Genomic DNA, 25,278 nt, shown 5'->3' on the forward strand with positions numbered 1-25,278 from the left:
CCTAATCCACTATAAATGTTAATGCAGCATTAATTCAACTAATCGATATGCTAAGCAGAGCGAATTAAATACCTAGCGTTTTATTTGCCAAGCTGATGCTCAGATTTCAATTTTGTGATTGAAGAAAAATGTGCGCATAGCTATTCTATGTAAGCATTTTTCTGATTGAGTAAAATTGAAAGGTGAGTGTCAGATTGGATGAAGAAAAAGCTAGGTATTTAATTCGCTCTGCTTATGATAAATACCCGCGAAAAAGAGGTAGTACACTGCATGAAATACACTAAATATGGTTATAGGATAAACCAACTTACTGAAAGCCATGGATTTTCCTGGTTATTTTTGCCCGGTGGTCCAGGATTGGGATCGGAGTACCTGGCTGATTTGTGTCATAAATTGTATTTGCCTGGGTCTATTTTTCTTTTAGATTTTCCTCAGGATGGGACCAATACCCAGGGCGAACTGAGCATCAAATATTGGCAAGAAGGTTTAATCGATTTGTTAAAATCCTTTCACCAACCAGTATTGGTCACTCACAGTTTTGCAGGAATGTTTGCATTAAATTTACCCGAATTAAAAAACTATTTAACAGGACTGGTATTAATGAATACCACGACCAAAAACAGTTTTTTCGAACATGTAAGCGCCATGCAACAGCAACATCATTTACCTGATTTGCTTCCTGCAGCCACTCAATATCATTTAAGCCCTTCAGATGAAACATACAAAGAATTTTGGAACACTTATAAATATTACTGTTTCACTGCCGATGAATTAACGGAAGGGGAAAAAATCCTCCCTCTTTTTGCTTTTAATAACACAGCTTATTATCATGCCATTGAACATTTTTATCCCGATTATTCCTGCAAATGGTTTCCCGAATCCATACCCACAATGACCATTGCCAGCGAAAATGACTTTATTTGCCCACCCAAAATCTTCCTGGAAAATAAAGGGTTCCAAGGGAAAAACACTATCAATAAAATCATTGCTCAAGCAGGCCATGTTCCTTGGTTAATGGCTTTTAACCAAGTTCAGCAGTGCTTTAATGATTTTATAATCGAACTGAATTCGGCAACAATGAATAGAGCTCTTGCATAATCTACGCCTTGTTACTTTATTGCTGCGATGCAAACATAAAGTTGTCTTAGGCAGAAATGTATCAAGCAAAGGATACCTCCATTGGTATTCCTTGTTTGCTCTAACGAAACAAACAGGTTTCTTGCGATTCGCGACAGGTCCAGTTTCCTGGGTAACTGCCTTGCTCCCAATTACTGCCTGTGCGGATGTATTGAGTGGATTTAATTTGTATCAAACCAATCTGGTTCAGTTTATTATCAAATAAACCGTAGTTACATCCTGCGATTCCCAGACGAGCAGAAGTAAACGCATAGTTCCAACGTACATCATCAGCTTGTTCATTATTAGTGCACGATTTGCCATTAACACTTTCACCCATAAGTACCCAATGCGCCCCATTAGGAACAATCATGACTTGCCATGCTCCATTAACACAGATCGCATTGATATCTAAACCAGGACATGTTGTATTCGCGTAAGCCAATGAATTCATCAGACTAAGACCCCATAAAGCAAACCATACATTTTTTTTAAGCTTCCCATGATGTGCACTAACTCGCGATAATCCATTCATGTAATATTATCCTTATTCAGAGTAATTTAAGAAAATCATATTATTAAATAAATTTCCCAAGAAAAGTAGTCCAGCTTATAAGCGAGAAATATCGGAAATGAAATGTCATAAACTCATTTATGATGTGAAATTCTGAATCACTGCCTCAAGCTCAGACACTAATTGTTGCTTGCGTTGTGCGGTACAAAAACTTGCCTGAATGCTATTTCGTACTAACTGAACTAATTCCTGATTGGTTAATTGGAAGGTGTCTGCTACAGCACTATAGTTTTCTTCTATGTAGCCGGAGAAATAAGCAGGATCATCCGAATTAATCGTAACAGCCAGCCCCATATTGAGCATTTTTTTAATAGGATGTTCTTTCATGGTCTTAAAAACACACAGTTTAATATTGGATAAGGGGCATACTGTAAGCGGTATTTGGTGTTTTTGTAAGCGCGCTACAAGTTCCATATCCTCTAAACAGCGCACGCCGTGATCAATACGAGATACCTTTAAAAGATCTAAAGCTTCAGTAATATAAGCTGCCGGGCCTTCTTCGCCTGCATGAGCAACAGTTAACAAACCATGAGCTCTTGCTTTAGCAAATACCGCAACAAAATCTCTGGGGGGATGAGCACGCTCAGCAGAATCCAAGCCCACAGCAATAAATTTATCTTGATACGTCAATGCACTTTCTAAAGTACGCAAAGCATCTTCTTCAGGCAAATCTCTCAAAAAACATAAAATCATCTCTGAGCTTATGTTGAACTGCCTTTTTGCCTCTTCCAGTGCTTTATGAATGCCATGAATCACTACTCCAATATCAATACCTCGAGCAGTATGTGTTTGCGGATCAAAAAAAATTTCCGTATGTCGTACATTTTGCTGCTGTATTTTTTGCATGTAGGCCCAGGTTAGATCATAAAAATCTTCTTCAGTTTGCAAAACATTGGTTCCTGCATAATAAAGATTTAAAAAGGATTGCAGATCAGTAAATTGATAGGCAGCATGAAGTTCCTCAGGATTTTTGTAGGGCAATACCATGTTATTTCGTTTTGCTAATAAAAACATTAAATCAGGTTCAAGCGTCCCTTCTATATGAATGTGAAGTTCAATCTTAGGCAACGCCATAATTAATTTATTCATTTTATTTTTCCTGTTTTAGCTGACGCACATCCGATTCAAAATTAAAGCGCATAATGATTTATTATAGATCGGAGTATAACCTCTTATTTGATATTTGGGGTTGGATCAATTACTTTCTTCTAAATAAAAAATTTTCTTATATGTGGGTTAATGGATGACCAATCATCTTATAAATAAAAATGTTGATATTTATAAATATCCAAGTGAATTCGAACATAGTTTAGGCTCGATCACGCTCGGTGATTTACATGGCAACCCAATCAAACTCATCCACTTTCTCTTTCGTCAGCAAATCATGCGCTTTAAAGATGAGGTGAAAGATATTGAGGAAGCTTATCAGCAATTTGTGTCACTCTATGAACAGTATGGTGAGATCCTTCAAGAGTATCTGGAAAACCGTACTCTTTTGCAACTTACACAGGTAAAAATCGATAATACAAAAGAACGTCTTGCAAATCTGGATAAACAATTAATTGAAGGAAACAAAGAAACGCAACAATATCAAACTTTGGTCCAATTGCGGCAACAAACACTGGAAAAGCTCCATACAGCTGAAGAAGAACAAAAAAAATTAAACCAAAAATTAAGCGAACCTAAAAATAAGCTGCCTGACTGTGTTGCCCAATTTAATCACTTCATGGCGCAATTAGAAGTCTGTGATAATCAAACGCTGGTTCGTCTTCTTGGTGATGAGGTTGCTGATCGCGGAAATTGTGATTATTTCACATTAAGAATTCTAAATTTGCTTCATCGCAATCATTGCCCATTAACTCTTCTTGTTTCAAACCATGGCAGTGAGTTTATTTATGCATATGAGCAACTCATCGCAGGACATCTGTTTGTGCCTCAGGGTTATATCGGTGATTTTCAAATCCCTTCGTTTTGGGGGCTTAAGCTTTTACTTGATCACGAAATTATTCCTCATTCCGAGTTAATCCATTTGGTTAATGAAAGTTATAAACCCACCTTAAAGATTCTGGATTACACTATAAGTGAAAAAGGGATCACATTATTTAGTCATGCTCCCATCCGCTTTGATGCCCTGAAATTGATGGCTAAAAGGCTTGGGGTGAACTATGACGACTCCACGCTTCGAGCCTTAGCAACAACGATTGATCAAATAAATCACCAATTTCAATCTCATATTGAGAACAATACCATTCATTCCCTTTTTCATACTGATGCGATTCACGACAGAACCAACATATCAGAAGAAGAACGAGCCGCATGGCCTTTGGTTTATCTTTTATGGAATCGCTGGGATGAAACGAAGGAAACTGAAACCGCAAGACCTGCAACACACAATGGATACACTATTAATTATGTCCATGGACATGATGGATTTCAGAGTATCCTGCCCCATATTTATAACCTAGACACACCTTCCGGCAAGGATCCTCGAAAAACTGAAGATCAACAAATCGAGCAGGCGTTTCGTTATCTCATTGAGAATCGCAATAAAGTTGCAGATAAAACACCATCAGAAATCTATCTTCGCAATGTTTTAAGATATAAAGTTCTTAATTCAGATGAATACCGCTTAGAACCCAATGAACGAAAGAAACAGGAACTTCTTAAAACGTCCCTGAATAATGAGCTCGATGGCAGCATAAAAAAATTAGGTCTCCTGGGAAAGCCCGTTGTACAGCCCTCAACATCACTCATTGAGTTGCCAACAGCCAAATCAAGTCCAAGAGAATTGATCATCGCGTCCGAGGAACAAGAAGACAAAGTAGTATTTTTTCCTCTTTGAATTTAATCAACTAAGACCAGGGGGATTATTCACGAAAGGAATTTCTCTTTCCCTACGTCCTGCGATTTGCTCCTGAGAGCTCCTTACAAAATTAACCACAAAAAACTGTCATCCCTGCGCAGGCAGGATGACAGCTTTTTAGACATAACTGAAATTGTACTAGGTATAAGCATGATTATCGTTGATGTTGGAAAAATAGTTTCTGATCACCATAATTTGAGGCTAATAAAGGGCTTTCCAGCATTAATGTTCCTATATGATACTCTGTACCCTGATATTCCCCGTATATTTCATAGAGGGAGCCCATAGGTACTTGCAAAAGAGAAACTCTAAAATCTTCACGTGAATTTTCTGGAATCAAATTTTTGACTAAGTCAGTCGGCCTGAAATAGATTCTCTCAGGAAATATTGGAATCCCTTTGTATTTACCCTCACTCGTCCAAGCAGCTAAATGCCACAGAGGCAAATTATTTGCGGGATCCCGGGTGAATTCAAATATTTTCTCAATTGCAGTCAACGTCCAACTTGTAGGATGAGGGATTTTATTTGAAAAATCTTTTGCAAAATAATTCCAATTATCTTTTTGTCCCTCAAGTAAATTCATTATGTGCAAGTTTAAAGATGGATGTTTGGAAACTAAAATTTTAACAGCCATTCCAGGAATATAATTATCTTCAGCAGGAGGAGTCGCCAAAGAAAGACGTGCTACACCAATTCCACCGGACTGATAAATACCGGTAAAAGGATGACCCGCTGCAGGAATTAAAGTAATTTTTCCTACGGAACCATTAGCATGAATAATTTTTACTCGGCCTTCTGGTATTTCATCACTGGCATGATCAAATGTAGGTTTTAAATGAAACAATCCTTTTATTTTTTCAAGTACTTCATTATAACTATTGCCAGTTAGTGGGGGCAAAGGTTCTTCCGCATTGCTTAAGGTAATTTCATTCCATAATAAAGCTTGTTTTTCTGCAGCAGATAAATCCTGATAATCGCAGGGTAATTGGGCGTATAAACCAAAGCTCATGCAAAAATAGATCAATCCATTAATAATCAAAGTCGAACAACGGCCCATCAAAACCTCCTTGTTATTAAAGTTTATTTTTGTGACAGAGTATACGAAATAGGAAAGCTTTTCTAATATTTTTTGAGTACATGCGTGTAGCTTGGGTTCGATTCACCCAAGCTACTTTTGATGAGCTGTCATGATGACTTCATAAAATGATCATAAATAGCACGGCTAGCTAAGGCTATGGCACGACTGCGTGGATAATCACTGGCCGATTTTGATTTGACATATACTGCAATCGCAATATGTCCTTTATTATGAGGCAAGGTAATAATTCCAACATCACTAACAAAACGATATAGTTTTTTAGAGCCAGGATATCTTAAATAGTCTCGTTCATAGATTGACCAGGTTCCTGTTTTATGTGCCACTTTCACATTGGCAGGTAATAATCCTTTTATTCTGCTGCGTCCTGTGCGGCATTGCTCCATAATCTTCATCAGAAGCTCAGTACTTGATTCTGAAAGCGCTTGTTTTTTATATAACTTTACGAGCAACTTTGCCATATCATTCGGTGTCGTAGTGTCGCGTATGTCTTTTTCAAAGCGCTGCCAAGCTTGCTGTTTTTCTTTAAGAGGAACACGATTAGATATTTTTTGCCAGGAATACACTGGTTGGCGTTTTTGTAAAAAAGAACGATCCACATGATTTGTATCTATAAACATTTCCATAATGGAACGATTAATGAAAATATTTTTGAATCCTAATGCATTCATTCGTTTTGCTACATATCGAGGCCCATTTGCTGCCTGCAATAATGCATCACTTGCACTATTATCGCTATTTTTAAGGGTATGCATCAGTATTTGTTTTAAGGAAATATTCAGTTTTTTCTTTTCAAATAAATAATGTAGCGCTCCAGAGCCAGGAACCGAATACCGTGAATCCATTTTAATCACTCGATTTAATGAGTCTTTTTTCTCATCAACACGATGTAAAAAAGCCATTGCAATGGGCAACTTGATGGTACTTGCCATGAAAAAACGTTGGTTACTGTTATGCGCGATTACTTTATTTTTCTCTATATAAATGGCAGTAATTCCCATCACTGTATTTGATTTTTTTTCAATATCTTTTATTTTTTTAATCAATTCTGTATCACTTTGGCTCGCAAAACCATTCACTGAAAATACAATACTAAAAAGCCAACACAGTAAGGTACTTTTTTTCCTTAAAACATGAGCACACTGCGCCAGTAATTTTATTTTCATAAAGTATTTGATCCCTTCTTCATTAGAGTTTTTGCATAATCTGTGAATTTTTTTTGCTTTAGCGCAAGGCACAGGCTATGCAGCTCTATTATTTTTATTCAATTCATTAGCTCAAATAATAGACAATATATGCATTTTTAAACGTGATCGAAAAAATTTATGCCAAAAATGTCCCTATCAGCATGTAACAGTCCATAGTTTAAGAAGGTTTGTGATGAGATAAGGGATTAAATCTTCTTTGTACTGCATTTTTGCCTGATTTTCACTGTCTGTGCAATAAACGAGACAAAGCATTAAGCAAATTTTTATTCTATTTTTAGATTAATTACAACCTCTTGCGCATTTTCAGAGCCAGTATGCTTGTTATTTAGACGAATAGTGCATTGCTATTCTTCTTTTTAGTAAGCATCCTCAGCTCAATGCCCTATCCATTAGGCCAACAAAACCAATCATTGAATTCAGTAATAAAAACGCGTCTATAGACTTCCGCTATCTTCAAAATATGTCTTCTTTTTCAGTTTTTGTCTGCTTGAGGGGTGCACCATTAAAAATCCTAAAAATAACAAACTTTGGGCGCAAATTATGCATAAAACGAAAAAGTCATCAAGAATTATTTGATTTAAATATTATACTTATTTTGAATGCCTTGAATCACATTTTAGAACTCACATTAAGATAAGAATTTTCCATATAAGCCAGTAGTTCGTCCTTATTCACTGGCAATTGAGTTAAACCCACGTATTTATCTGGCCGAATCAGTACTGCAGTAGGTTCATTGATTTTGAAGTGTTGATGCATTTTTTGATTGTCATCAATTAATACTGAAATTTCTTCGGCAAACGGTATTATTTCAGAGGTGGACAATACAATGTGCGTTTTGATTGATTCTTTAAATTGTTGTTGGACCATTGCGGCAATTTCAGACAAGACAGACAATTGACTGTTTGCAAGTCCAGAAAACAAAAATAAATGGTGCTGTGTTCCTTGAGTAATGTACTGTAACTCTTTTTTCTCTTTATTTTTAACATCAACAAAAGAAAAATTAATGAGAAACTCGCCTATTTTGAAATGTGTTTTTTTACCCAATATTTTCACTATGGGACTCTTAGCATAGCTTACTGCCAGTTCAGCAAGATCATAAAGGATAATATTTTTAATCGAATCGAAGGACATGACTGTTTGTAAAATAAAATTACGCAAATTAATCAACCATGGGTTAGTCATCATAATCAGATTCGTCATTATCCCTGTCTTTTTTAATACTTTTGCAGCGATAGGATGACGCTCAATATGATAACTATCAAGTAAAGAATTTTTTGCTAGTCCTTTATGTACGAGTGCCAGTTTCCAAGCCAGATTATAAATATCTTGGATGCCCGTATTCATACCCTGCCCACCCATAGGGCTATGCACATGCGCCGCATCGCCAGCAAAAAAGACACGCCCATAACGGTATTTTTGAATTTGTTTGTGATCAATCCCAAATTGACTAATCCAAAGAGGGTCTCGAAGGGTCGCTTTATCCGAACAGCGTGCTTTAAAGGTTTGTTCTATATTTTTCATTGTTGGTTCTTGATGCATGATTTTTTCGGGTGCAGTCATTACCAAGCGATAGCGTTTATTCCCCATGGGAAAACAGGCAACTGGTCCTTTATCGCTCACATAAAGAACCATTTTATTTTCTGGAAGTTTCCAATCAATCAGCAAATCAGCAAGCCACCAAGTTTGTGTGTAGTAGGAACCAACAAACTCAGCATGAACCAACTTTCTTAACGTGCTGTGTGAACCATCGCAAGCAATAATCCAACTTGCCTGAACTTTTTCTAGAGTGCCATCAACATGTTTTACAGTGGATACAATATGATCTGATGCTTGCTCTATTTCCGTAAGTTCCGTTTGCCATTCAACATGAAGCCCCCTATCGATTAGCTCGTTACATAAAATATGTTCTGTTTTGTCTTGAGGAAGATCAATAATATAATGACGATTGGCTTCAAGGTGAGTATAAGTCGCATGAATCAGTTCTTTTCCCTTAGATTTAAACAAGAGGCCGTCTACTTTATGCCCCTCAATAAGTATTTCATCAAGAAAACCGCAGTCCTGAAGAAGATCAAGCGTTCGAATATGGAGGGCGAGCGCCTTGGATTTATCACTAAGTGTTGATTTTTTATCAATGATCCGACAACTTAAACCTTGACGATTAAGTTCATTTGCACAAAATAAGCCGACAGGTCCTGCTCCAACTACCAATACATCCAATAACTTATCAGACATATGTGCTCCCAGCATGAGATAAAATTCATAAGAAATTCATTTATTATTTATTGTAGCAACTTTATCTGTCTTTAATTTGCTTTATTCTTCTTTTCTGTAACCGTCTTTAAAAAGCTGGTTCAATCCCTCACGGTAAGATGGGTACTCTAGATTTACTTTGAGCTCTTCTTTAATTTTTGCATTAGATACCCGACGATTACTTGCATAAAACTGCTTTTCCATAGAGGACATCGTTGCTGTTTCGTAGGATATAAGTGGCAAGGCAGGAAATCCGAGTAATGATGCAGCGTACGCATCAACAATATGGACTGGTGTGGGTTCATCATCAGCAACATTATAAACTGAATATGGCTGAGGATTTTTTAGCGATGAGAGAATAACCGAGGTAATATCCGCAACATGTACTCTGGAAAAATACTGTCCTTCCTTATAAATACTGGCTTTTTTTCCAGCAATAATACGTTCGATTGCATTTCTATGCGGACCATAAATTCCTGCCAATCGAAAAATATGCAGCGGAATTCCGTGTTGTCTGGCAAAAGACATCCATTTATTTTCAGTTATTAACCTTAATTTACCCTGTATTCCTGCTGCTATGGAACTGGACTCTTCAGTTACCCAAGCACCTTGATGATCTCCATAAACACTGGTAGAAGACAGATAACCCAGCCATCGGATATGTGATGTGTTTTGACTGATTAAATCACTAAAACACGAAAGAACAGGGTCTCCTATTTTTTCTGCAGGTGGAATACATACTAAAATATGGGTTGCCTCGCTTAAATAAGGCTCTATTTCATCCCCGCAATAATCAATAAGTTTGTAATGTTCTTGAGTGCTATTTAAGATTTTATTCTTATCTCGAGTTGTGCCAATCACTTTGAAATTTAATTTAAGCAGCTCTCTGGCTAAAAATTCGGCGGTATAACCAAAACCAAAGATAAAAAAACAAGAAGATACAGAATGATTTTTCATAGTGAACAAACCCATAAATTTTTTCTCGAATTAAGAGTCCTTGTAGCCTGGGTGCAGCGCAGCAGAACCTGGAACATGAATAAACTCCTTATAATCCCGGGTTTCGCTGCGCTGCACCCAGGCTACATTTTAATTCGTTTGATAAGTCGAGAAGTTCTGCCCGCGTGGGATATTCTTACTACTACGCACTAATTTCATAACTCGATTAACAAAATCTGGCCCTGGATCGTCTTTATCCGTTTGATAATTTGGATCCCGCTCAAGCCAAAGGGGAGTATTCTTAAAATTTAAATACTCATTATGGCCAATAACATATTTTATTTCCGGATATTTCTTTTTAAGATAACACACTAAAAATGCATTTGCCTTTGTTTGTGCTTCTGTTAGATCATCCTTACTGTCTATTCCTCCTATATTCTCAATACCAATCGCATAATGATTCAATCCAATAACATGTCTTGCCATCCAGTTGTCGGGCATGAGTTGATAAATCGTTCCGTCACGATCCACTAAAAAATGACTTGATACATTCAAGTTACCAGGTAATTCTTTTATGCGTGGGGAATTTTGAGGGAATGTAGGTGGATTAAAAACACGAAAGGTTGCCTTAAGAGTGGGAATACAAGTCCAATGCAATACGATCATTTTTGGTTCAATTTCAATTGACTTAGAATCAATTCCATAATGAGTTAATTGATACTGTCGTGTTAAAGCAATGCGCTTTTCATCAAATTGAATTGGAGCCTTATGAATTTCTTGCCTATCGTAGCAAGAAAATGCATGTACCAGAGAACTTATAAAAAATGAACAATACAGGAAAATTTTCATATTATTTTTTTAGTACCATAAAATAAGCAGTCACATAATCGGGTAAATGACGAGTTGCTTGCGAGAAGGCTTTGCTCCCTGCATAACTACCTGCGAGAAAATCAACTTGATACAAATTATTCTGGAATGCACCACCAGTGTCAGCAAAAATACCCATGCGTGTCACCATTTTTCCCTTCTGACCTGGATACTGTACCATCAAAAGTTTTCCTAAACCAAACTGTTCGAGATCGGCGGCAAAAGTGACTTCAGTATTTACCGTAATTTTATGATCCGCATCTTTTCCATAACCTTTGATACCCGTTACCGGTTTAAAATACCAATAACGTTCTTGTTGATAAGGATTTTTGGCTTTGTCATAGGGAATATTGTTGCATCGATGAACATTAAAGATTTTTGTTTGATGATTCGGGTAATCGGCAATAATGGTTCCTTGCATTAAGGCTGCCTCCAAGTCGTCTCGATTAAAATAGGCGAGCGGGGGAACATTTTTATTTGCCAATGCGCCTTTTAATATTGCTTGTTTCCCATATTGGAAACGTGTCAGTTCAGATTTTGCATCTGCTTCTTCAAGTGTCAGTTGCTCTTCATCTCTAGGGAGTCCATAAAGAGCAAAAGGATAAACAACACTGCATTTCGTTGATGCTTTTGCACGATGTACATAATACTTAGTCATTAAAATTTTATCTGAGGGCAAATGAGCAATGAGTGATTTTTTCTCCCTTAATGGTTTGGCTTGCTCCAGATCAGGATACCAGCGAACAAAATCAAAGTGCTTTTTAATAAAAGCAGGATTATTCAATTCATTTTGGTGGCGGCAAATAAAGATTAAAGTTTTTTTGATGCGTGAAAGAGGTATAGCAAACGCTTTACCTTCGTGAATGACACGAGGGTCATAGTGGCTGCCTTTATTTAAATAAGCCAAAGTTTCTTTGGCTGTCGCACATAATGCAGGCCCATTGATTTCATACTGGGTGGCAGAAGAAGGCTCTGCAGGTACAAAATGGGGAGCAGCAAAAGCTTGCATTGTCACTAACACGCCATAAAAGAAGCTTTTTATTTTCATAGGTTCCAATCAGTATGTGTTAAAACAGAATAATACCATATGTGAGCATAGCAGTGCAGAAAATCAGAACAGTTTGGCCAAGATAGTAGAAACTTAGGTCTGTTTCCATTTCGCTAGCTTGAGTCAAAATGCCCTGGTTTTCGAGTACCGAAGCGCAGCATACACGGAGTATGTGAGCATCAGAGCGCAGAAAATCAGGGCAGTTTTGGCCAAGATAGTAGAAATAGAAACGGACCTAAGCTGCTTCCGCTCCGTCCAGCTCTGAGTCATTCGATTCAGCTGTTAAACGATTAAAATGCCAGGAACTGTAAAGTGCTCCAAGCCCACAAGCAATTAACCCTAAAGGCAACGCATTGAGCGTTTGCATGAGCAGATATGCACTTAAGATAGTTAAAAGGGATGAACCAAACATACGTACGGTATGAATTATGGCCAGTGCAAGGCCAGTGTTTTCCTTATAATCTGCAAGCATGATCGACATGGTAGCTGGTGCAGTTAAACTGATCCCTAAATTACAAATTAATGCAAAAGATAGGGAATACAAATTGAATTCATAAAGAGTTGCGCACAATAACATCGCAAAACCACCGATAATAATGAACCAACTGCCAAGATAAATGGTTGCAGCCATGCTGAAATATTTACGAAGCCAAATGCCTAAATAGTTTCCAACGATAATATTTAATCCATTGATAATAAAAATAATACCATACACTAAGGGCGAAAAACCAAATTGATCGATAATGATATAGGATGAATTAATCACTGAAAGCATTACTGCCGCAAAACTAAACATCATAATAAGCGAACCACTCCATAAAGAAGGCGATGGAATGATCTCTTGATACGCTTTGATTATTTTTTTTACGATAAAAGGTTCTTTGGGTTGGCTCCAAAATGGCGATTCAAATAATCCTTTGCGCGACTGAAGCAAGAGCACGATACCGATCGCAGCCATTAACATAAAGTTAGCTTGCCAGCCATAATAGGTAAAAATAAGCGAGCCAAGCACAGGAGCAAGGATGGGTGATATTGAAACAATCATAGAAACATAGGATAAAACCTTGGCTCGCTCTGCAGTATCTTCAAAATCTCGCGAAATTGAAAAAGCAACCAAATTAGCGCAGCATAATGCAAATCCCTGTAAAGCCCTACCGAGAATGAGTACCCAAATATTAGGCGCAAGAGCACATAGGATACTGGCAAGCACGGCAACCACTAAACTGCCTGGCAATAAACGACGTCGGCCAAAATGATCGATTAACGGCCCCCAAATTAATTGGGTCACGCCAAAAACAACCAAATAAATACTTAAGGTTAGTTGGCTTAGACTATGCGTTGTACTAAAAAAATGGGTGATATAGGGCAAGGAAGGTTGATAGAGATCAAAGGTAAGCAAAGAAAAAGCTGATAATAATCCAACAAGCAAAATAGAGGTTCTAGATTGAGACATAATATTCGTTTTATAAAAAGTAGCGAAGCATTATAGTAAAATCTCTTTGCTTTTGCTCTAGATCCAAGAAAAAATTTGCAATGACGGACTAAAATTGAGCTTGTAGCCTGGGTGCAGCGCAGCGTAACCCGGGATTGAACCATTCACTCCTGATACCCGGGTTACGCTGCGCTGCACCCAGACTACTCCAATTAACCTTTGCGAATCAAATAATTACTGCCCGCATGAATTACTTTTTTCATCCGATTATCCTCATCCGGATTAGGCTGACATGCTTTAAAAGCATCTTTTACTGATGCAACACTAATAGGTAAAACAGGTCGGCTGTCGGTTTCTAAGTAACCCTCTTTATTCTTGAAAATAGTAAAATGATCGGAAGCAAATTCCTGGCATTCAGTTAAAGTTTCATCCTGGCAAATCGAAAATTTAATGGTTCGCTCCACATGATATGAATCACCCACTTCATCAGCGAAAACGATATCACCATATACTACGCTATGGCGAGTTCCACAAAAATAATAGCCAAATTTATATTGACCATTTTCAACAACATCGGTGCGGATATATCGTCCATCGCCTTGAGTCACGCCATTGAGCGTCACAATATGGCGCACCTCTTCTTTGGGGGCACTTTCCGCAATTGCCAAACCAGTTAGAGCCAATCCCATGATTAACAAAGTAATTTTTCTCATTTTTTATTCCTTATCTGAAAAAACATCCTCAAGGAACGTGTCTTTAAGGATCAATAAACCTACTCTAACGTCAATTCGGAGGGAAAATTTTTACCAAACTGACATCGCAGCCCCATTATCCTAAGAAAAAAACCATTTGAACAGATAAAAAAATATAACTCTTTGACCAGAAAAAGAACAAATAAATTGGGAATATCTCCCTAATAAAAACAAACGTGCTGGACAAGATCAGTGGCAGTGACGATAATTATGGCTTTTTCATCTAACATTGCACATGACAACACCACTCATTGAAATTAGAAATGTTTACAAATCATACGGCAATACTCCCATTTTGAATGATGTGTCCTTAAGCGTTAATCATGGTGAATTTTTAACGTTGCTGGGCCCTTCAGGTTGTGGGAAAACCACATTGCTACGTCTTATTTCGGGTTTTGAATACCCCACACAAGGCGAAATCTATATCAATGGCCAATGTGTTAGCCAATTACCACCACAAAAAAGGGACGTGCATACGGTATTTCAAAGTTATGCTCTTTTCCCCCATTTATCCGTTTATGAGAATGTTGCTTTTGCTTTACGGTGTAAAAAAGTCCCTGCTCAAGAAATTAAAGAACGTGTTTTTGATGCATTAAAACTGGTGCAACTCGAAGGTTTTTCAGAGCGAAATATAAAGCAATTGAGTGGAGGACAACAACAACGAGTAGCTATTGCACGTGCAATTATCAATAGACCGCAAGTACTGTTGTTGGATGAACCATTAAGCTCTCTCGATTACAGACTTAGAAAAGCCATGCAATCCGAATTAAAACAATTGCAGAAAACCCTGAATATGACTTTTGTTTTTGTCACTCATGATCAAGAAGAAGCCTTATCCATGTCGGATCGTATTGTAGTCTTCAATCACGGACACATTGAACAGATAGGAACGCCTAAATGTGTTTATGAAACACCTGCAAATCTCTACGTCGCAATGTTTATTGGTGAGGCTAATATATTTGATGTACACGTTCATTCCTTGCACGATCGCGATCTGACGACCTTTATCGAGGAAATCCCTTTACTTTGTAAAAATAACGGCAATTATCACATTGGCGATAGGCTGCATTTGATAGTACGCCCAGAAGATATCAGGGTCTGGAGTTTATCCGAAGTTGAGAACCCAGAAGGAATGCTTCCTGGTCGAATTATAGATATTATTTATAAAGGCTCAACCGTTGATCTCAAAGTTGCACTTTCTTCAGGAAAAATAATTAACGCCTCAGAATTTTTTGATGAGGACGATGATAAATTGGAATATACACTTTCTGAGGACGTGTGGGTGCAGTGGTTGCCAGGCTGGGAGGTTTTACTACCTTATGAAGGCTAAATCTTTTGCATTATACATCTTATATTTTTGGTTAGTTGTTTTTGGTCTTATTCCTTTATGCATGATGTTTGTCGCCAGTTTTCTTTCTAAAGACAGCACGCATCTTGTTGCCTTGCCTTTTACCCTGGAAAATTACGCAACTCTATTTACTCCAGTCTTTGCAAAAATTTATTTTCGCTCTTTATTTATTGCATCGATTGCAACACTGCTGTGTTTGTTCATTGCCTATCCATTTAGCTATTTAATGATTAAATCAAAACATCAATCTATCTTCTTGTTGTTGATTATCATCCCCTTTTGGACAAGTTCCTTAATAAGAACTTACTCTTTAATTGCCATCCTAAAGTATAAGGGCGTTTTAAACGCACTCTTACTCAAATTACATTTAATTAATGAACCCCTCTCATTACTTTATACCAATTTTGCTGTGATTATTGGTTTGGTATACAATCTATTTCCCTTTATGGTGCTGCCTATATTCACGAATATGGAACGTTTTGATTTCCGATTATTTGAAGCAGCTAAAGATTTGGGAGCAAACAAGTGGTCTGTCTTTGCTCGAGTGTTCTTACCAAATACAGCACCAGGCATTTTATCAGGCTGTTTGTTAGTTCTATTACCAGCAATGACTTTATTCTACATTCCTAATGTTTTAGGTGGAGCACGTTCCATTTTACTGGGTAATTTAATTCAAAATCAGTTTCTCGTCTTAAGTGACTGGCCTCAAGGTTCTGCCACCAGTGTGGTGCTCACCATATTACTTCTTTTATTATTTCTTATTTTTCGACGTCAAAAGAAGAGGAGTGTTCAATGAACTCCTTAATGAAACGCCTTTTTCTTTTTTTTGTTTATGCCTCGCTTTATATTCCAATCGCGGTATTGGTTTTATATTCATTTAACGATGCAAAATTTTCACTCCAATGGCATGGCTTTTCTTTAAAATGGTATTACGAATTATTTCACGATCGCGGCTTGTGGACTGCCTTTTTTAATTCCATTATTTTGGGCCTTATCTCCGCATTGATTGCAACCACCATAGGTTTGTTGGCATCCATCCATTTATTTTTATTTGGCTCGAAACATCGCCAGATTTTATATGCCGTTTTACTGTCACTGATTATTATTCCTGATTTGGTTCTTGGTGTTGCCTTATTAATTTTCTTTAATATCACCAAAGTACCCATGGGCTTTTTAAGTTTATTAATTGCTCATGTTACTTTCTGTATTCCTTTTGTTATTGTCACGATTAATGTGCGGATTAATACACTAAATCCCAATATTTATTTTGGCGCATTAGATTTGGGAGCAAGCCATTATATTGCGTTAACGCGAATTTTACTGCCTTTATTATGGCCGGCAGTATTAAGTGTTTTTCTTTTAAGTTTTACTTTATCTTTTGATGACGTCATCATCAGTTATTTTGTAGCAGGACCTGATTTTTCCATTCTCCCTTTAACTATCTATTCATTAGTACGTGCCGGGGTTACTCCTGAGCTTAACGCGTTATGTTCTATTACCTTTGTTTTATCCATGATTTTGGTGATCATTTCTCATCGTCTCTCCGGGAAGCAAGTATGAATTATTTTTTATTCGTGTTGGTTTTTTTGGCTTTTAAAGCATTTTCTGCCCCTGTTGTTAATGTGTATGCATGGGGAGGAGAAATTCCCAAAAAGTTGATTCAACAATTTGAACATGATTCTGGAATTAAAGTTAATTTTTCTACCTATGACAGTAATGAGACTATGTATGCCAAATTAAAGGCAAGTCAGCACACTGTATATGATGTGATTCTTCCCTCTGCCTATTTTGTTGAACGTATGAAACGACAAGGGATGTTGGAACCACTGGATCACCAGCAACTGCCCAATATGAATAATCTGGATGAACGCTTCATGAATAATAATTATGATCGCGGTAACCGCTACAGTATGCCGATTATATGGGGAGCAACCGGTATCTTTTTTAATCATGGCACGGTATCCAACCCACCTAAAAGCTGGAAGGAGTTGTGGGCTCCCAAATGGCATAATCAGCTGATGCTTTTGGATGACTCCCGCGAAATTTTTGCAATTGCCTTAATGAGCCTTGGCTTTGATCCTAATGATACAAATCCAGAGCATATTAAAAAAGCCTATGAACATTTATTGCACCTTGTACCTAATATTAAATTATTTGTGAGCGATAGTATTCAGGCAATGATGATCGATGAAGATGCAGCAATTGGTTCTGCATGGAATGGCGATGCATTTAAAGCACATGAAGAGAATAAAGCAATTGAGTTTGTCTATCCTGAAGATGGTTTTGTTATCTGGGTTGATTGTTTGGCTATTCCTAAAAATCCGCCTCATCTGAAAGAGGCCCTGCAATTTATTAATTTCATTCTTAAAGCAGAATCCAGTGCGCAAATCGCTTTAAAAGAAGGACATGGAATTACTAATGCAAAAGGAAGAGCCTTACTGCCCGCTTCCATTAAAGATAATCCTATGATTTACCCACCCAGAGCAATCATGGAAAAAGGTCAATTCCAGCATGATGTAGGAGAAGAAACCCTACTGCTCTATAACCAATACTGGGAGCACTTAAAGCTGGCTTTTTAACTGTCTTTATCCCTTGGCTTTGTTGCAGGGCATGTGACCTCCATTCCGTACAAAAAGTGATACAATAGAAGTGCTCATTTCAAACTCATCGATGTTGAATTACCTATTTGGACAAATCCAACATCGATGATACTGTTTAGTTAAGAGTAGTGTACAGATTGTTCGCTGCTCTTCATATGAGAATGACAATCATTGATAAATAATAAAACGCCACTATCCGGAGCACAATCTTTGGGACTATGACTCGATTTATCAGGAATATCCACAGATGCACCTGCTTCTATAAGCAGTTTAATCATTGGCTTATCCCCATTTTGTACCGCCTTGTGCAACGGGGTTTGTCCTTCTTTGTCCTGAAGATCTAAGGAGGCACCTGCTTTTACCAATGCGCGAGCACAATCAAAATTTTTGCTCGAAACAGCCCAATGCAGTGCTGAACGTCCATAAGTAGGATCTGCTTTATCCAGATCTGACACTGACATCGATTTAATCAATACCTTGAGTTCAAATAAACGTCCCCAGGTAGCAGCTCTTCTTAACGCTTGATCATGCACCGGGCTACCCATTTCACCCGATTTACGCAATGAAGCACAAACTGTAGCAAGTTGTACTGGATCTTTCGTTTTTCGTGTGTCACCGATAAAAGTAAGAAGTTTTGGTGCGATTTTTCCGCTTGCCCGATCCATAATAGTCTGGTTCGCACTCACTAATCTTGAGTTTACAGAATCCAGTTTTAACAAACTATCGGTACGTTCCATATCCTTACGGCTTAGTGGTTTATTAGCAAAAAGCAAGTCTGACAATTCAATAATCATGTCGGGTAATGCTCCGAATAAGGAGGTATCACTCGAAACTAATGACTTCACTGCAATTAAATAAGCCGCAACAAATTGCGTATTATTATCCATATCTTGATAATAAGGCAGCTTTTTGTCTCGCATTGCTTCCAGAGTACTGGTGACGCCAGTTGATAAAACCAATGAGCTTGTTGAATGAGCAACCGTTTGCCGCATCACCCCGCTTGGTAATGATTGATGGTATTCAATTGTCGGCAGAGGCTTGGAAGTAGTCAAAGTCAAATCATGTTCATAAGCATATCTAATTTCAGACTTTTTACTCCCGAACTCCCCAACAAGAATGTACTTGTCTTGATCACTTAACTTAATGTACTGTGCGATTAATTTATAATCCTTAGAAGAATCTACTGCGGCAAGATACATAAATCCATAATTACCTGTAGGAACTTTTGCCTGGTCGGAGCTTGATAATGCAGGTAAATCTTCTGCTTTGGTAATCGAGGGTATGCCTAACCTATCTGATCCAAGACCAGCGCTCCCAATCAACATATCGCGATCATCAAAAGAATCATAGAGTCCTGATTGATCCATCTTGGCTTGCATGCGATAAAGGGATTGCGTGAACATATCTGCAAAAGCCATCTGGTTTACATTCCCTACAAATAAGAATTTACTGTCAGGAGAAAGAACTCGTTTGATAATATCTCCTGGAGCATGCTTACAACGGTTGGCATCGATAAAAGCTACAACTGTATTGTCAACTGCATCAAACGTCTCTAAAGAAGACAGTCCAACACTAGTCCCTTCGATGGATACGCGACCATCCACGGGAGCGCCATACATACTTGTAAATCGAGGGATACCATCAAGTGTACTGACTAAAACAACGTCAATATCCGGTATATTCTGTTTGGCAAGTTCGCGGACCATGTCCTTTGCCATATTACCTGCAAAAGCAAAATCACCTTTTGCAGTAGGATTTTTACAATTAGCATGAATAAGAATTACTTTACCCATAATTTACCCTTAATTGTTTAATTTATGGGCAAAATTTTATAACTTTAACCTTAACAAAATATTAACAATATGTTTTTTTTATTTAATTTTAGATGAGATCGCAATCATTTATTAATAAAATCAACTACATCGGTTTAAAATCAAATTTGATGGTTTAATAAAATCATCAAATCGATTCATCTAAGCAGAAGAAGGCGTCAGAAAAGAAAAAACAGTACTTCATTTCTAAATTTACTTTTGGCGTGAAACACTTTCATGGTAGAATAATATTTGTACATTGGGGGTGCCAATTACGGCTGAGAGGATAAACCAACCCTTTGAACCTGATCTCATTCGTCTGAGCGGAGGAAAATGTGTCTATTGTTTTGTTTTCGGGTATTGTTGCTTTTATTACTTCTTTTATTGGTTTGTTACCGCAAATTATCAAATCCTTAAAAACGAAGTCAACCCAAGATCTCTCCATGATCATGTTGATTAATTACCTTGTTTGTTCTGTAGCATGGATTATTTATGGGAGTAGTACCGATTCCTTTTTTGTGCTCAGTGCAAATGTAGTGGGTTTACTTGTCAGTCTGCTACTTATTCTCTTAAAAAGACATTATGATGCACGATGTAATTAATTTAACAGGATATCAGTCCATTTTATGCCTCAATGGAGAGTTGCCTGAATCCTCTTTTTTTAATCGGATGAACTTACCTATCATTGCCGCTGATGGAGCCGCAAACAGTTTATTAGAACGTGGAATCCGCCCTCAATTAATTACTGGAGATTTGGATTCTGTCCACCCAATGATTCTGGAAAACCATCCTTTTCTTCATTCGCCAAATCAAAATCAAAGTGATTACCAAAAAGCAATGTATTATTTAAAAGATAATGATTTACTACCTGCCATTATTGTTGGCATAAATGGTGGCTATTTGGATCACATACTAAATAACATGAATATCTTCATGGAAACAAACTGCCTTTTATACGCTCCCCCCCTAAGAGGTTTTGTTCTTCATGAACAATCCAAGATGAATTGTTTGTTACCTACTCAGACAAAAATTTCATTAATGGGAATACCTAAAGCAACTCTATCTTCAAAAGGGTTACAATGGGAACTCAATAACACGCCACTTTCCTTTCCAGGAAAGACATCATGTTTTAATCGAACTCAATTGCCTGAAATCGTTTTGGAAGTTCATCAAGGTTCCGTTCTGGTTTTGATTTACGAACAAATGATTGAAGATGCAGGGTTAGCCGCCCGATAAAGAACTCTTGCAAGCCTCCTGTAAAATGACTGCTAATTTGAGCTCCTATTTAATTTACTACAATGGAGCACTGATCACCTACCATCACTAAAGTCACCGTACTGTCTTTAGTTAGCACTTTAGAACCACACAAAACATCGGGGCCAAATGCGGAATTTTTTCTATACCCAAATATGTATTCCCTATTTACTGGTCCTTTGCCCGAATGGATTTTGCCCCGAGACCCGGATCGTTTACCATCCACAGTAAAACCCAAGGCAGCCGCTGTTTTCTCTTTGGTTTTTACATCAACTCGAATCGTATCATGAGCAAAAGCTTGCATTGAAAAAGAAAGCAGGACTAGGACGTTCAAATTTTTAAGAGATTTTTTTATCATAATAAAACACTCCTTGTTCTATGTACTTTTAATATAATCCATTTAATGAATTAGGGAAAATCATTAGGGATAAAATGTAATTTACTTGATCTATAAGATCATTTTTTAGTGCATTCAGCGCTTTTATAGGACACCATGTTTCTATTTTTCTCTGGAGCTCTTAAAACCGGACTGAATACTGCCCATGCACTGTTCTTAGGTCCATCAAAAACACTGAATGAAATGCGTTCCGCCCAAGAAAGTCGCTATCAGGCGTTCTCAGCCATGATGACCTCCTTAATTATCATGAGCAACAAATTGGTGCGAGAAGACAGTATTGGTGCGCCCAAAACCTACTTCCTGGCCTGATTATTTAAAGCTTATGCAAAACCATTCGCGGAAAGAATAGTACAGTCGCCTGTTTCTGTTGCCTCCCCTAGAGCATTGCTTGCAATGATAAAGCAATTAATCATTGCTTTAGATAATAAGATAATACAGAAAATGTAACCCAATTTTTGCACCTGCTTGCACGAGACTCGAATACGGTCATCTCAACTAAACTAAAATCAAGCCCCACAAGCCATCCCTCCATTCGGGAATCCGCTTATGTGATGGAGACGTCATTCAATTAATAAAAGAATTGAATGCCAACAGTACTGTGGTAGTTACAAACAATGCGGCAAATTCGCGGTTTGTTCCTGAGCGATCCACGCGAAATTTAATCCCCTACCTACCGCGCTTTATGCCTGAGAGATAGACAAAAAAATTTGGTTTAAGGCATTGAAATATAGGAATAATGGTATTGAAAGTGCATGACGGATTATGATCCAATAGAGTTCCACAACAATAAGAGATCGACGTCATGCACCTGATGCAATTATTACACAAAACATTAGCAAAAGAATTACCTTTTATTCATAAATCACGCTTACACAATTTAATCATGGCTTCATCGACGTTAATTAAGGTAAATAAATTAACGCTGACATCGCTTGGCCGTCATTTGCCTCATACTAAAGTTAAGACTCGCAGCAATATAAAAAGGATAGACCGCTTATTAGGGAATACGCGATTACAAAAAGAAGCGATTGAATTTTATAGGACAATGAGTCATTATCTACTAGCAGCACAAAGACGCCCCTGGATTCATGTTGATTGGAGCTGTATATGTTCGCAGACTAAACTCTATTTATTGAGAGCCTCCTTGTCGATGCAAGGACGCTCGATTGTGATTTACGAAGAATGTCATCCACAGAAAAAACAAAATAACCATCAAACTCATAAAGAATTTTTAAATAATCTAAAAGCTATTTTACCGAGCTCTGTACAACCTATTATTGTTACCGATGCGGGATTTAGAGCGCCTTGGTTTTCCTATGTTCGAGCGCTTGATTGGGATTTTTTAGGCCGATTACGCCATAAGAATGCGATATATTTAGAGGCTACAGCAACTTGGCAATTAAGTCATATCTATTATGAACAAGCCACAGCCAAACCTAACTACTTGGGGCAGGGCCTTCTTACAGAGAAAGAACAAATCCCTGCTCACTTTATACTCTATAAAGGCCTCTCTAAAGGTCGTCATAGAGTGAATCAATACAAGAAAGGTAGGCGTGATGCAATGAGTAAACGATATACTAGAGCTCATCATGAGCCTTGGTTATTGGTCACTTCATTGACCTCAACAAACACCGCTGAATACGCTGTGAATATTTATCGGCAACGCATGCAAATAGAAGAAAATTTTCGTGATACAAAATGTACTCGTTATGGGTTTGGATTGAAAGAAAGTCTTTCTCGTTCTCCTCAAAGAATGAGCATATTACTGCTTATTGCTGCTATCTCTACTTTTGCTTGTTGGCTTGCTGGCATTTTTACCAAGCGTAAAGGATATGCATCTTCCTTTCAGGCTCACTCTTCAAAATTCACCAACATTTTATCCCTGGTCTATTTAGGGCGCGAAGCTCTCAAAAAAGGAATCTCTCTCAAAGTAAAACAGTTTCAAAATTTATTACCTCTACTCTCTGAGCTAAATGCCACAACACAGACCCCCACTACAGTCTTTCTTTGAATTTTGTGGGGATCGTACAGGCTTTATGCGCGGTATCCAGAGGATGTATATTGTGGCACAAAAGGTTCTGATTAGGATGGGCCATTGTGCTGGATATCGCGCATAAAACGCGGTACGTAGAAAGCTGAGTATATTTCATTTAAAAACATTAAAGTGACATTCAAGTTTCGCATGGTTCTTTCAGGGTTCATTCGCCAGGGCGATGAAAAAAGATAATGTCAGCTTATCTGAAGATTTCATGCCTTATTATTATTCACCAAAACAATAAATTAGAGCTTAGCAAAAAAAACGGTAACTTCTGGATGCCCCTATAGGAAAACAACATAGGTCACAGCCAAAACTAAATTGCATTCTTTTGATATTGAAAACTGTATCTTGCCCAATTAATAAATAATCAAATATTTTCATCTTTCAACAACTAAAAATCAGGTACTTGGATATGCTCTTGAATTCTCATTTATATACACTATGATAAAAATATATGCTAAATGACTTATTTTAAGCAAACATTTGCATGTATTTCTGAGGAGACATCCATGAGAGCTAAAGCTTCAAAACTATTACCGGGATTTGCACAAACGGTATATCACGATATATATCCACACGCATCCAGATATACTTTTAAACATGCTTTGAAGATGGATACCACTTATCTCCAATACCAAGCCCAACAAAGAACTCAAAGGATACAGCTGCTTCGAGATAGCATTCCGACTAGCCCTAATCTGATATATCGGGGTTCAGAGGGTATGGATGAGGTCCTCAGTACAATGAAGACAAATCGCGTGGGTAGAAAACCTGCAGAAAGCAAGAAGTCAACCTCGTTTGATATTGTAGGCTATATTCGAGATAATGACAGCAGGTATTTTCTCTCTTTTACACCCTGCAAAGAAACAGTAAAACCTTATACTGTGGGTTTATCATTAATTCCCAAAAAAGGCTATATTTTTGTTACTGGCCTTCCAATGGTATATACGACCCCACAAAAACTTCTTCTTTTAAATGAAAAGATGTTTAAGCGCTACGATCAAAGAATGATTGATGCGATGCCCCAAGACGATGTCCGAGGATATCAAAGCATTGTAACGATGACTCAAAATAATAATGAAATTACCGGAATTATCGGTGGTTCAGCAAAAGATGATTGGCGATCTGAAGTTAACAAGCGCATGCATAGCGTCATTGAAGTTTGTGGCCCTGGACGTATTGCATCATCTGTTATGAGCTCTGCTGAGCCTGCCCATGTGAGGCATTGGCAAAATCCAGATTTTTCTCCTGAACTTGTGGCAGTGGATGTTGTTTTCTTTGATACTCCTGAAGAGTATGAAGAAATGAATGAGAAAGCCAGAGATATGAGACTTATATGCAAAGGCGAACGATTACCTACTCTTTCCGATGTTCAAGCTCTCATCAAGCAATTAAACGACTGGGGAGATATTTATAGAACCAGTGAAACGATGAAAGTCACTGCATTTCCCAGTCAAATTAAGCCTGGGCATAAGGAAGGTCTTGTTGAGCATTTGGATGCGCAAATTAAAGCAAATTCATCCATAACCCCATTAGAAGAACTAAGAGCGCCTCAAATATTATAATGATTTGAGACAGGCAGATAAGGATAAGCTCATTATCCTATCTATTTTGGCACGCAAAATGGATTGAGGTGACGTATTCTAACCAGGTAACACTAATGGTGCATCAGTGATTCAACACCATGT

Annotated in this window: 23 protein-coding genes and 1 riboswitch; of the genes, 11 read left to right on the forward strand and 12 right to left on the reverse strand. The window is 37.7% G+C overall.

What is annotated here, in order from left to right; translation table 11 throughout:
- Positions 1 to 270 precede the first annotated feature (270 nt).
- Positions 271 to 1,098, forward strand: a complete 828-nt coding sequence (locus tag DY223_RS14790; RefSeq protein ID WP_058459379.1) for an alpha/beta hydrolase — start codon at positions 271 to 273, stop codon at positions 1,096 to 1,098.
- A gap of 100 nt (positions 1,099 to 1,198) precedes the next feature.
- Here the strand turns inward: DY223_RS14790 and DY223_RS14795 are convergent, their stop codons facing one another.
- Together DY223_RS14795 and DY223_RS14800 are read right to left on the reverse strand one after the other, a co-directional pair.
- Entirely contained in the window at positions 1,199 to 1,651 is a 453-nt protein-coding gene (locus tag DY223_RS14795) for a hypothetical protein (RefSeq protein WP_058459380.1), read from the reverse strand.
- Between the two features lie 117 nt (positions 1,652 to 1,768).
- Positions 1,769 to 2,779, reverse strand: coding sequence for an adenosine deaminase (locus tag DY223_RS14800; protein WP_058459381.1), 1,011 nt, complete (start codon positions 2,777 to 2,779; stop codon positions 1,769 to 1,771).
- Positions 2,780 to 2,933: 154 nt separating this feature from the next.
- Between DY223_RS14800 and wip the strand changes: the two genes are divergently transcribed.
- Positions 2,934 to 4,532, forward strand: coding sequence for a Dot/Icm T4SS effector Wip (gene wip / locus DY223_RS14805; RefSeq protein WP_058459382.1), 1,599 nt, complete (start codon positions 2,934 to 2,936; stop codon positions 4,530 to 4,532).
- A 175-nt stretch (positions 4,533 to 4,707) separates the two neighbouring features.
- Here wip and DY223_RS14810 read toward each other — a convergent pair whose 3' ends face one another.
- The 8 genes from DY223_RS14810 to DY223_RS14845 all read right to left on the reverse strand — a co-directional run bounded on the left by DY223_RS14810 (position 4,708) and on the right by DY223_RS14845 (position 14,103).
- Positions 4,708 to 5,610 (reverse strand): hypothetical protein, encoded by a 903-nt coding sequence (locus tag DY223_RS14810; RefSeq protein ID WP_058459383.1) that lies wholly within the window; start codon positions 5,608 to 5,610, stop codon positions 4,708 to 4,710.
- Between the two features lie 128 nt (positions 5,611 to 5,738).
- The gene (gene bla, locus DY223_RS14815) at positions 5,739 to 6,815 is read right to left on the reverse strand and encodes a class A beta-lactamase (RefSeq protein ID WP_058459399.1); all 1,077 of its coding nucleotides are present in this window, start codon (positions 6,813 to 6,815) and stop codon (positions 5,739 to 5,741) included.
- Positions 6,816 to 7,466: 651 nt separating this feature from the next.
- Positions 7,467 to 9,089: an FAD-dependent monooxygenase gene (locus DY223_RS14820; RefSeq protein WP_058459384.1), complete on the reverse strand. Its 1,623-nt coding sequence runs from the start codon at positions 9,087 to 9,089 to the stop codon at positions 7,467 to 7,469.
- Between the two features lie 81 nt (positions 9,090 to 9,170).
- The gene (locus DY223_RS14825; RefSeq protein ID WP_058459385.1) at positions 9,171 to 10,064 is read right to left on the reverse strand and encodes an SDR family oxidoreductase; all 894 of its coding nucleotides are present in this window, start codon (positions 10,062 to 10,064) and stop codon (positions 9,171 to 9,173) included.
- A gap of 129 nt (positions 10,065 to 10,193) precedes the next feature.
- Positions 10,194 to 10,892: a peptidoglycan recognition protein family protein gene (locus DY223_RS14830; RefSeq protein ID WP_058459386.1), complete on the reverse strand. Its 699-nt coding sequence runs from the start codon at positions 10,890 to 10,892 to the stop codon at positions 10,194 to 10,196.
- 1 nt (position 10,893) lies between these two features.
- Positions 10,894 to 11,958, reverse strand: a complete 1,065-nt coding sequence (locus tag DY223_RS14835; protein WP_058459387.1) for a hypothetical protein — start codon at positions 11,956 to 11,958, stop codon at positions 10,894 to 10,896.
- Between the two features lie 235 nt (positions 11,959 to 12,193).
- A complete protein-coding gene (locus DY223_RS14840; protein WP_058459388.1) occupies positions 12,194 to 13,411 on the reverse strand; it encodes a multidrug effflux MFS transporter in 1,218 nt (405 codons plus the stop codon).
- Between the two features lie 191 nt (positions 13,412 to 13,602).
- A complete protein-coding gene (locus DY223_RS14845) occupies positions 13,603 to 14,103 on the reverse strand; it encodes a hypothetical protein (RefSeq protein WP_058459389.1) in 501 nt (166 codons plus the stop codon).
- Positions 14,104 to 14,377: 274 nt separating this feature from the next.
- Between DY223_RS14845 and potA the strand changes: the two genes are divergently transcribed.
- The 4 genes from potA to DY223_RS14865 are packed head-to-tail and all read left to right on the forward strand — an operon-like array spanning position 14,378 to position 18,069.
- Positions 14,378 to 15,472 (forward strand): spermidine/putrescine ABC transporter ATP-binding protein PotA, encoded by a 1,095-nt coding sequence (potA, locus tag DY223_RS14850; RefSeq protein ID WP_058459390.1) that lies wholly within the window; start codon positions 14,378 to 14,380, stop codon positions 15,470 to 15,472.
- A complete protein-coding gene (locus DY223_RS14855; protein ID WP_058459391.1) occupies positions 15,462 to 16,286 on the forward strand; it encodes an ABC transporter permease in 825 nt (274 codons plus the stop codon). The genes potA and DY223_RS14855 overlap by 11 nt, the downstream gene beginning before the upstream one ends.
- Positions 16,283 to 17,050, forward strand: coding sequence for an ABC transporter permease subunit (locus DY223_RS14860; RefSeq protein WP_058459392.1), 768 nt, complete (start codon positions 16,283 to 16,285; stop codon positions 17,048 to 17,050). The genes DY223_RS14855 and DY223_RS14860 overlap by 4 nt, the downstream gene beginning before the upstream one ends.
- Positions 17,047 to 18,069 (forward strand): ABC transporter substrate-binding protein, encoded by a 1,023-nt coding sequence (locus tag DY223_RS14865; protein ID WP_058459393.1) that lies wholly within the window; start codon positions 17,047 to 17,049, stop codon positions 18,067 to 18,069. The genes DY223_RS14860 and DY223_RS14865 overlap by 4 nt, the downstream gene beginning before the upstream one ends.
- A 140-nt stretch (positions 18,070 to 18,209) precedes the next feature.
- On the opposite strand, the gene ankY is transcribed toward DY223_RS14865, so the two are convergent.
- Positions 18,210 to 19,883 carry a Dot/Icm T4SS effector AnkY/LegA9 gene (ankY, locus tag DY223_RS14870; RefSeq protein WP_058459394.1) on the reverse strand — a complete coding sequence of 558 codons (1,674 nt, stop codon included), beginning with the start codon at positions 19,881 to 19,883 and terminating at the stop codon, positions 18,210 to 18,212.
- Positions 19,884 to 20,152: 269 nt separating this feature from the next.
- Positions 20,153 to 20,250: riboswitch (TPP riboswitch) on the forward strand.
- On the opposite strand from ankY, the gene DY223_RS14875 reads away from it, so the two are divergent.
- Together DY223_RS14875 and DY223_RS14880 are read left to right on the forward strand one after the other, a co-directional pair.
- A complete protein-coding gene (locus DY223_RS14875; RefSeq protein WP_058459395.1) occupies positions 20,237 to 20,503 on the forward strand; it encodes a SemiSWEET family sugar transporter in 267 nt (88 codons plus the stop codon). It overlaps the preceding riboswitch by 14 nt.
- On the forward strand, positions 20,487 to 21,137 hold the full coding sequence (locus DY223_RS14880; RefSeq protein ID WP_058459396.1) for a thiamine diphosphokinase: 651 nt from the start codon (positions 20,487 to 20,489) through the stop codon (positions 21,135 to 21,137). The genes DY223_RS14875 and DY223_RS14880 overlap by 17 nt, the downstream gene beginning before the upstream one ends.
- A 49-nt stretch (positions 21,138 to 21,186) precedes the next feature.
- Here DY223_RS14880 and DY223_RS14885 read toward each other — a convergent pair whose 3' ends face one another.
- Entirely contained in the window at positions 21,187 to 21,513 is a 327-nt protein-coding gene (locus tag DY223_RS14885) for a hypothetical protein (protein WP_058459397.1), read from the reverse strand.
- 135 nt (positions 21,514 to 21,648) lie between these two features.
- Between DY223_RS14885 and DY223_RS14890 the strand changes: the two genes are divergently transcribed.
- The 3 genes from DY223_RS14890 to DY223_RS14900 all read left to right on the forward strand — a co-directional run bounded on the left by DY223_RS14890 (position 21,649) and on the right by DY223_RS14900 (position 25,155).
- On the forward strand, positions 21,649 to 21,861 hold the full coding sequence (locus DY223_RS14890; protein WP_058459398.1) for a hypothetical protein: 213 nt from the start codon (positions 21,649 to 21,651) through the stop codon (positions 21,859 to 21,861).
- Between the two features lie 502 nt (positions 21,862 to 22,363).
- The gene (locus DY223_RS14895) at positions 22,364 to 23,563 is read left to right on the forward strand and encodes an IS4 family transposase (RefSeq protein ID WP_160116288.1); all 1,200 of its coding nucleotides are present in this window, start codon (positions 22,364 to 22,366) and stop codon (positions 23,561 to 23,563) included.
- Between the two features lie 536 nt (positions 23,564 to 24,099).
- Positions 24,100 to 25,155, forward strand: a complete 1,056-nt coding sequence (locus DY223_RS14900; protein WP_058458192.1) for a hypothetical protein — start codon at positions 24,100 to 24,102, stop codon at positions 25,153 to 25,155.
- Positions 25,156 to 25,278 lie beyond the last annotated feature (123 nt).

Source organism: Legionella bozemanae (assembly GCF_900450575.1).
In the GTDB taxonomy this organism is placed as follows: Bacteria; Pseudomonadota; Gammaproteobacteria; order Legionellales; family Legionellaceae; genus Legionella; species Legionella bozemanae.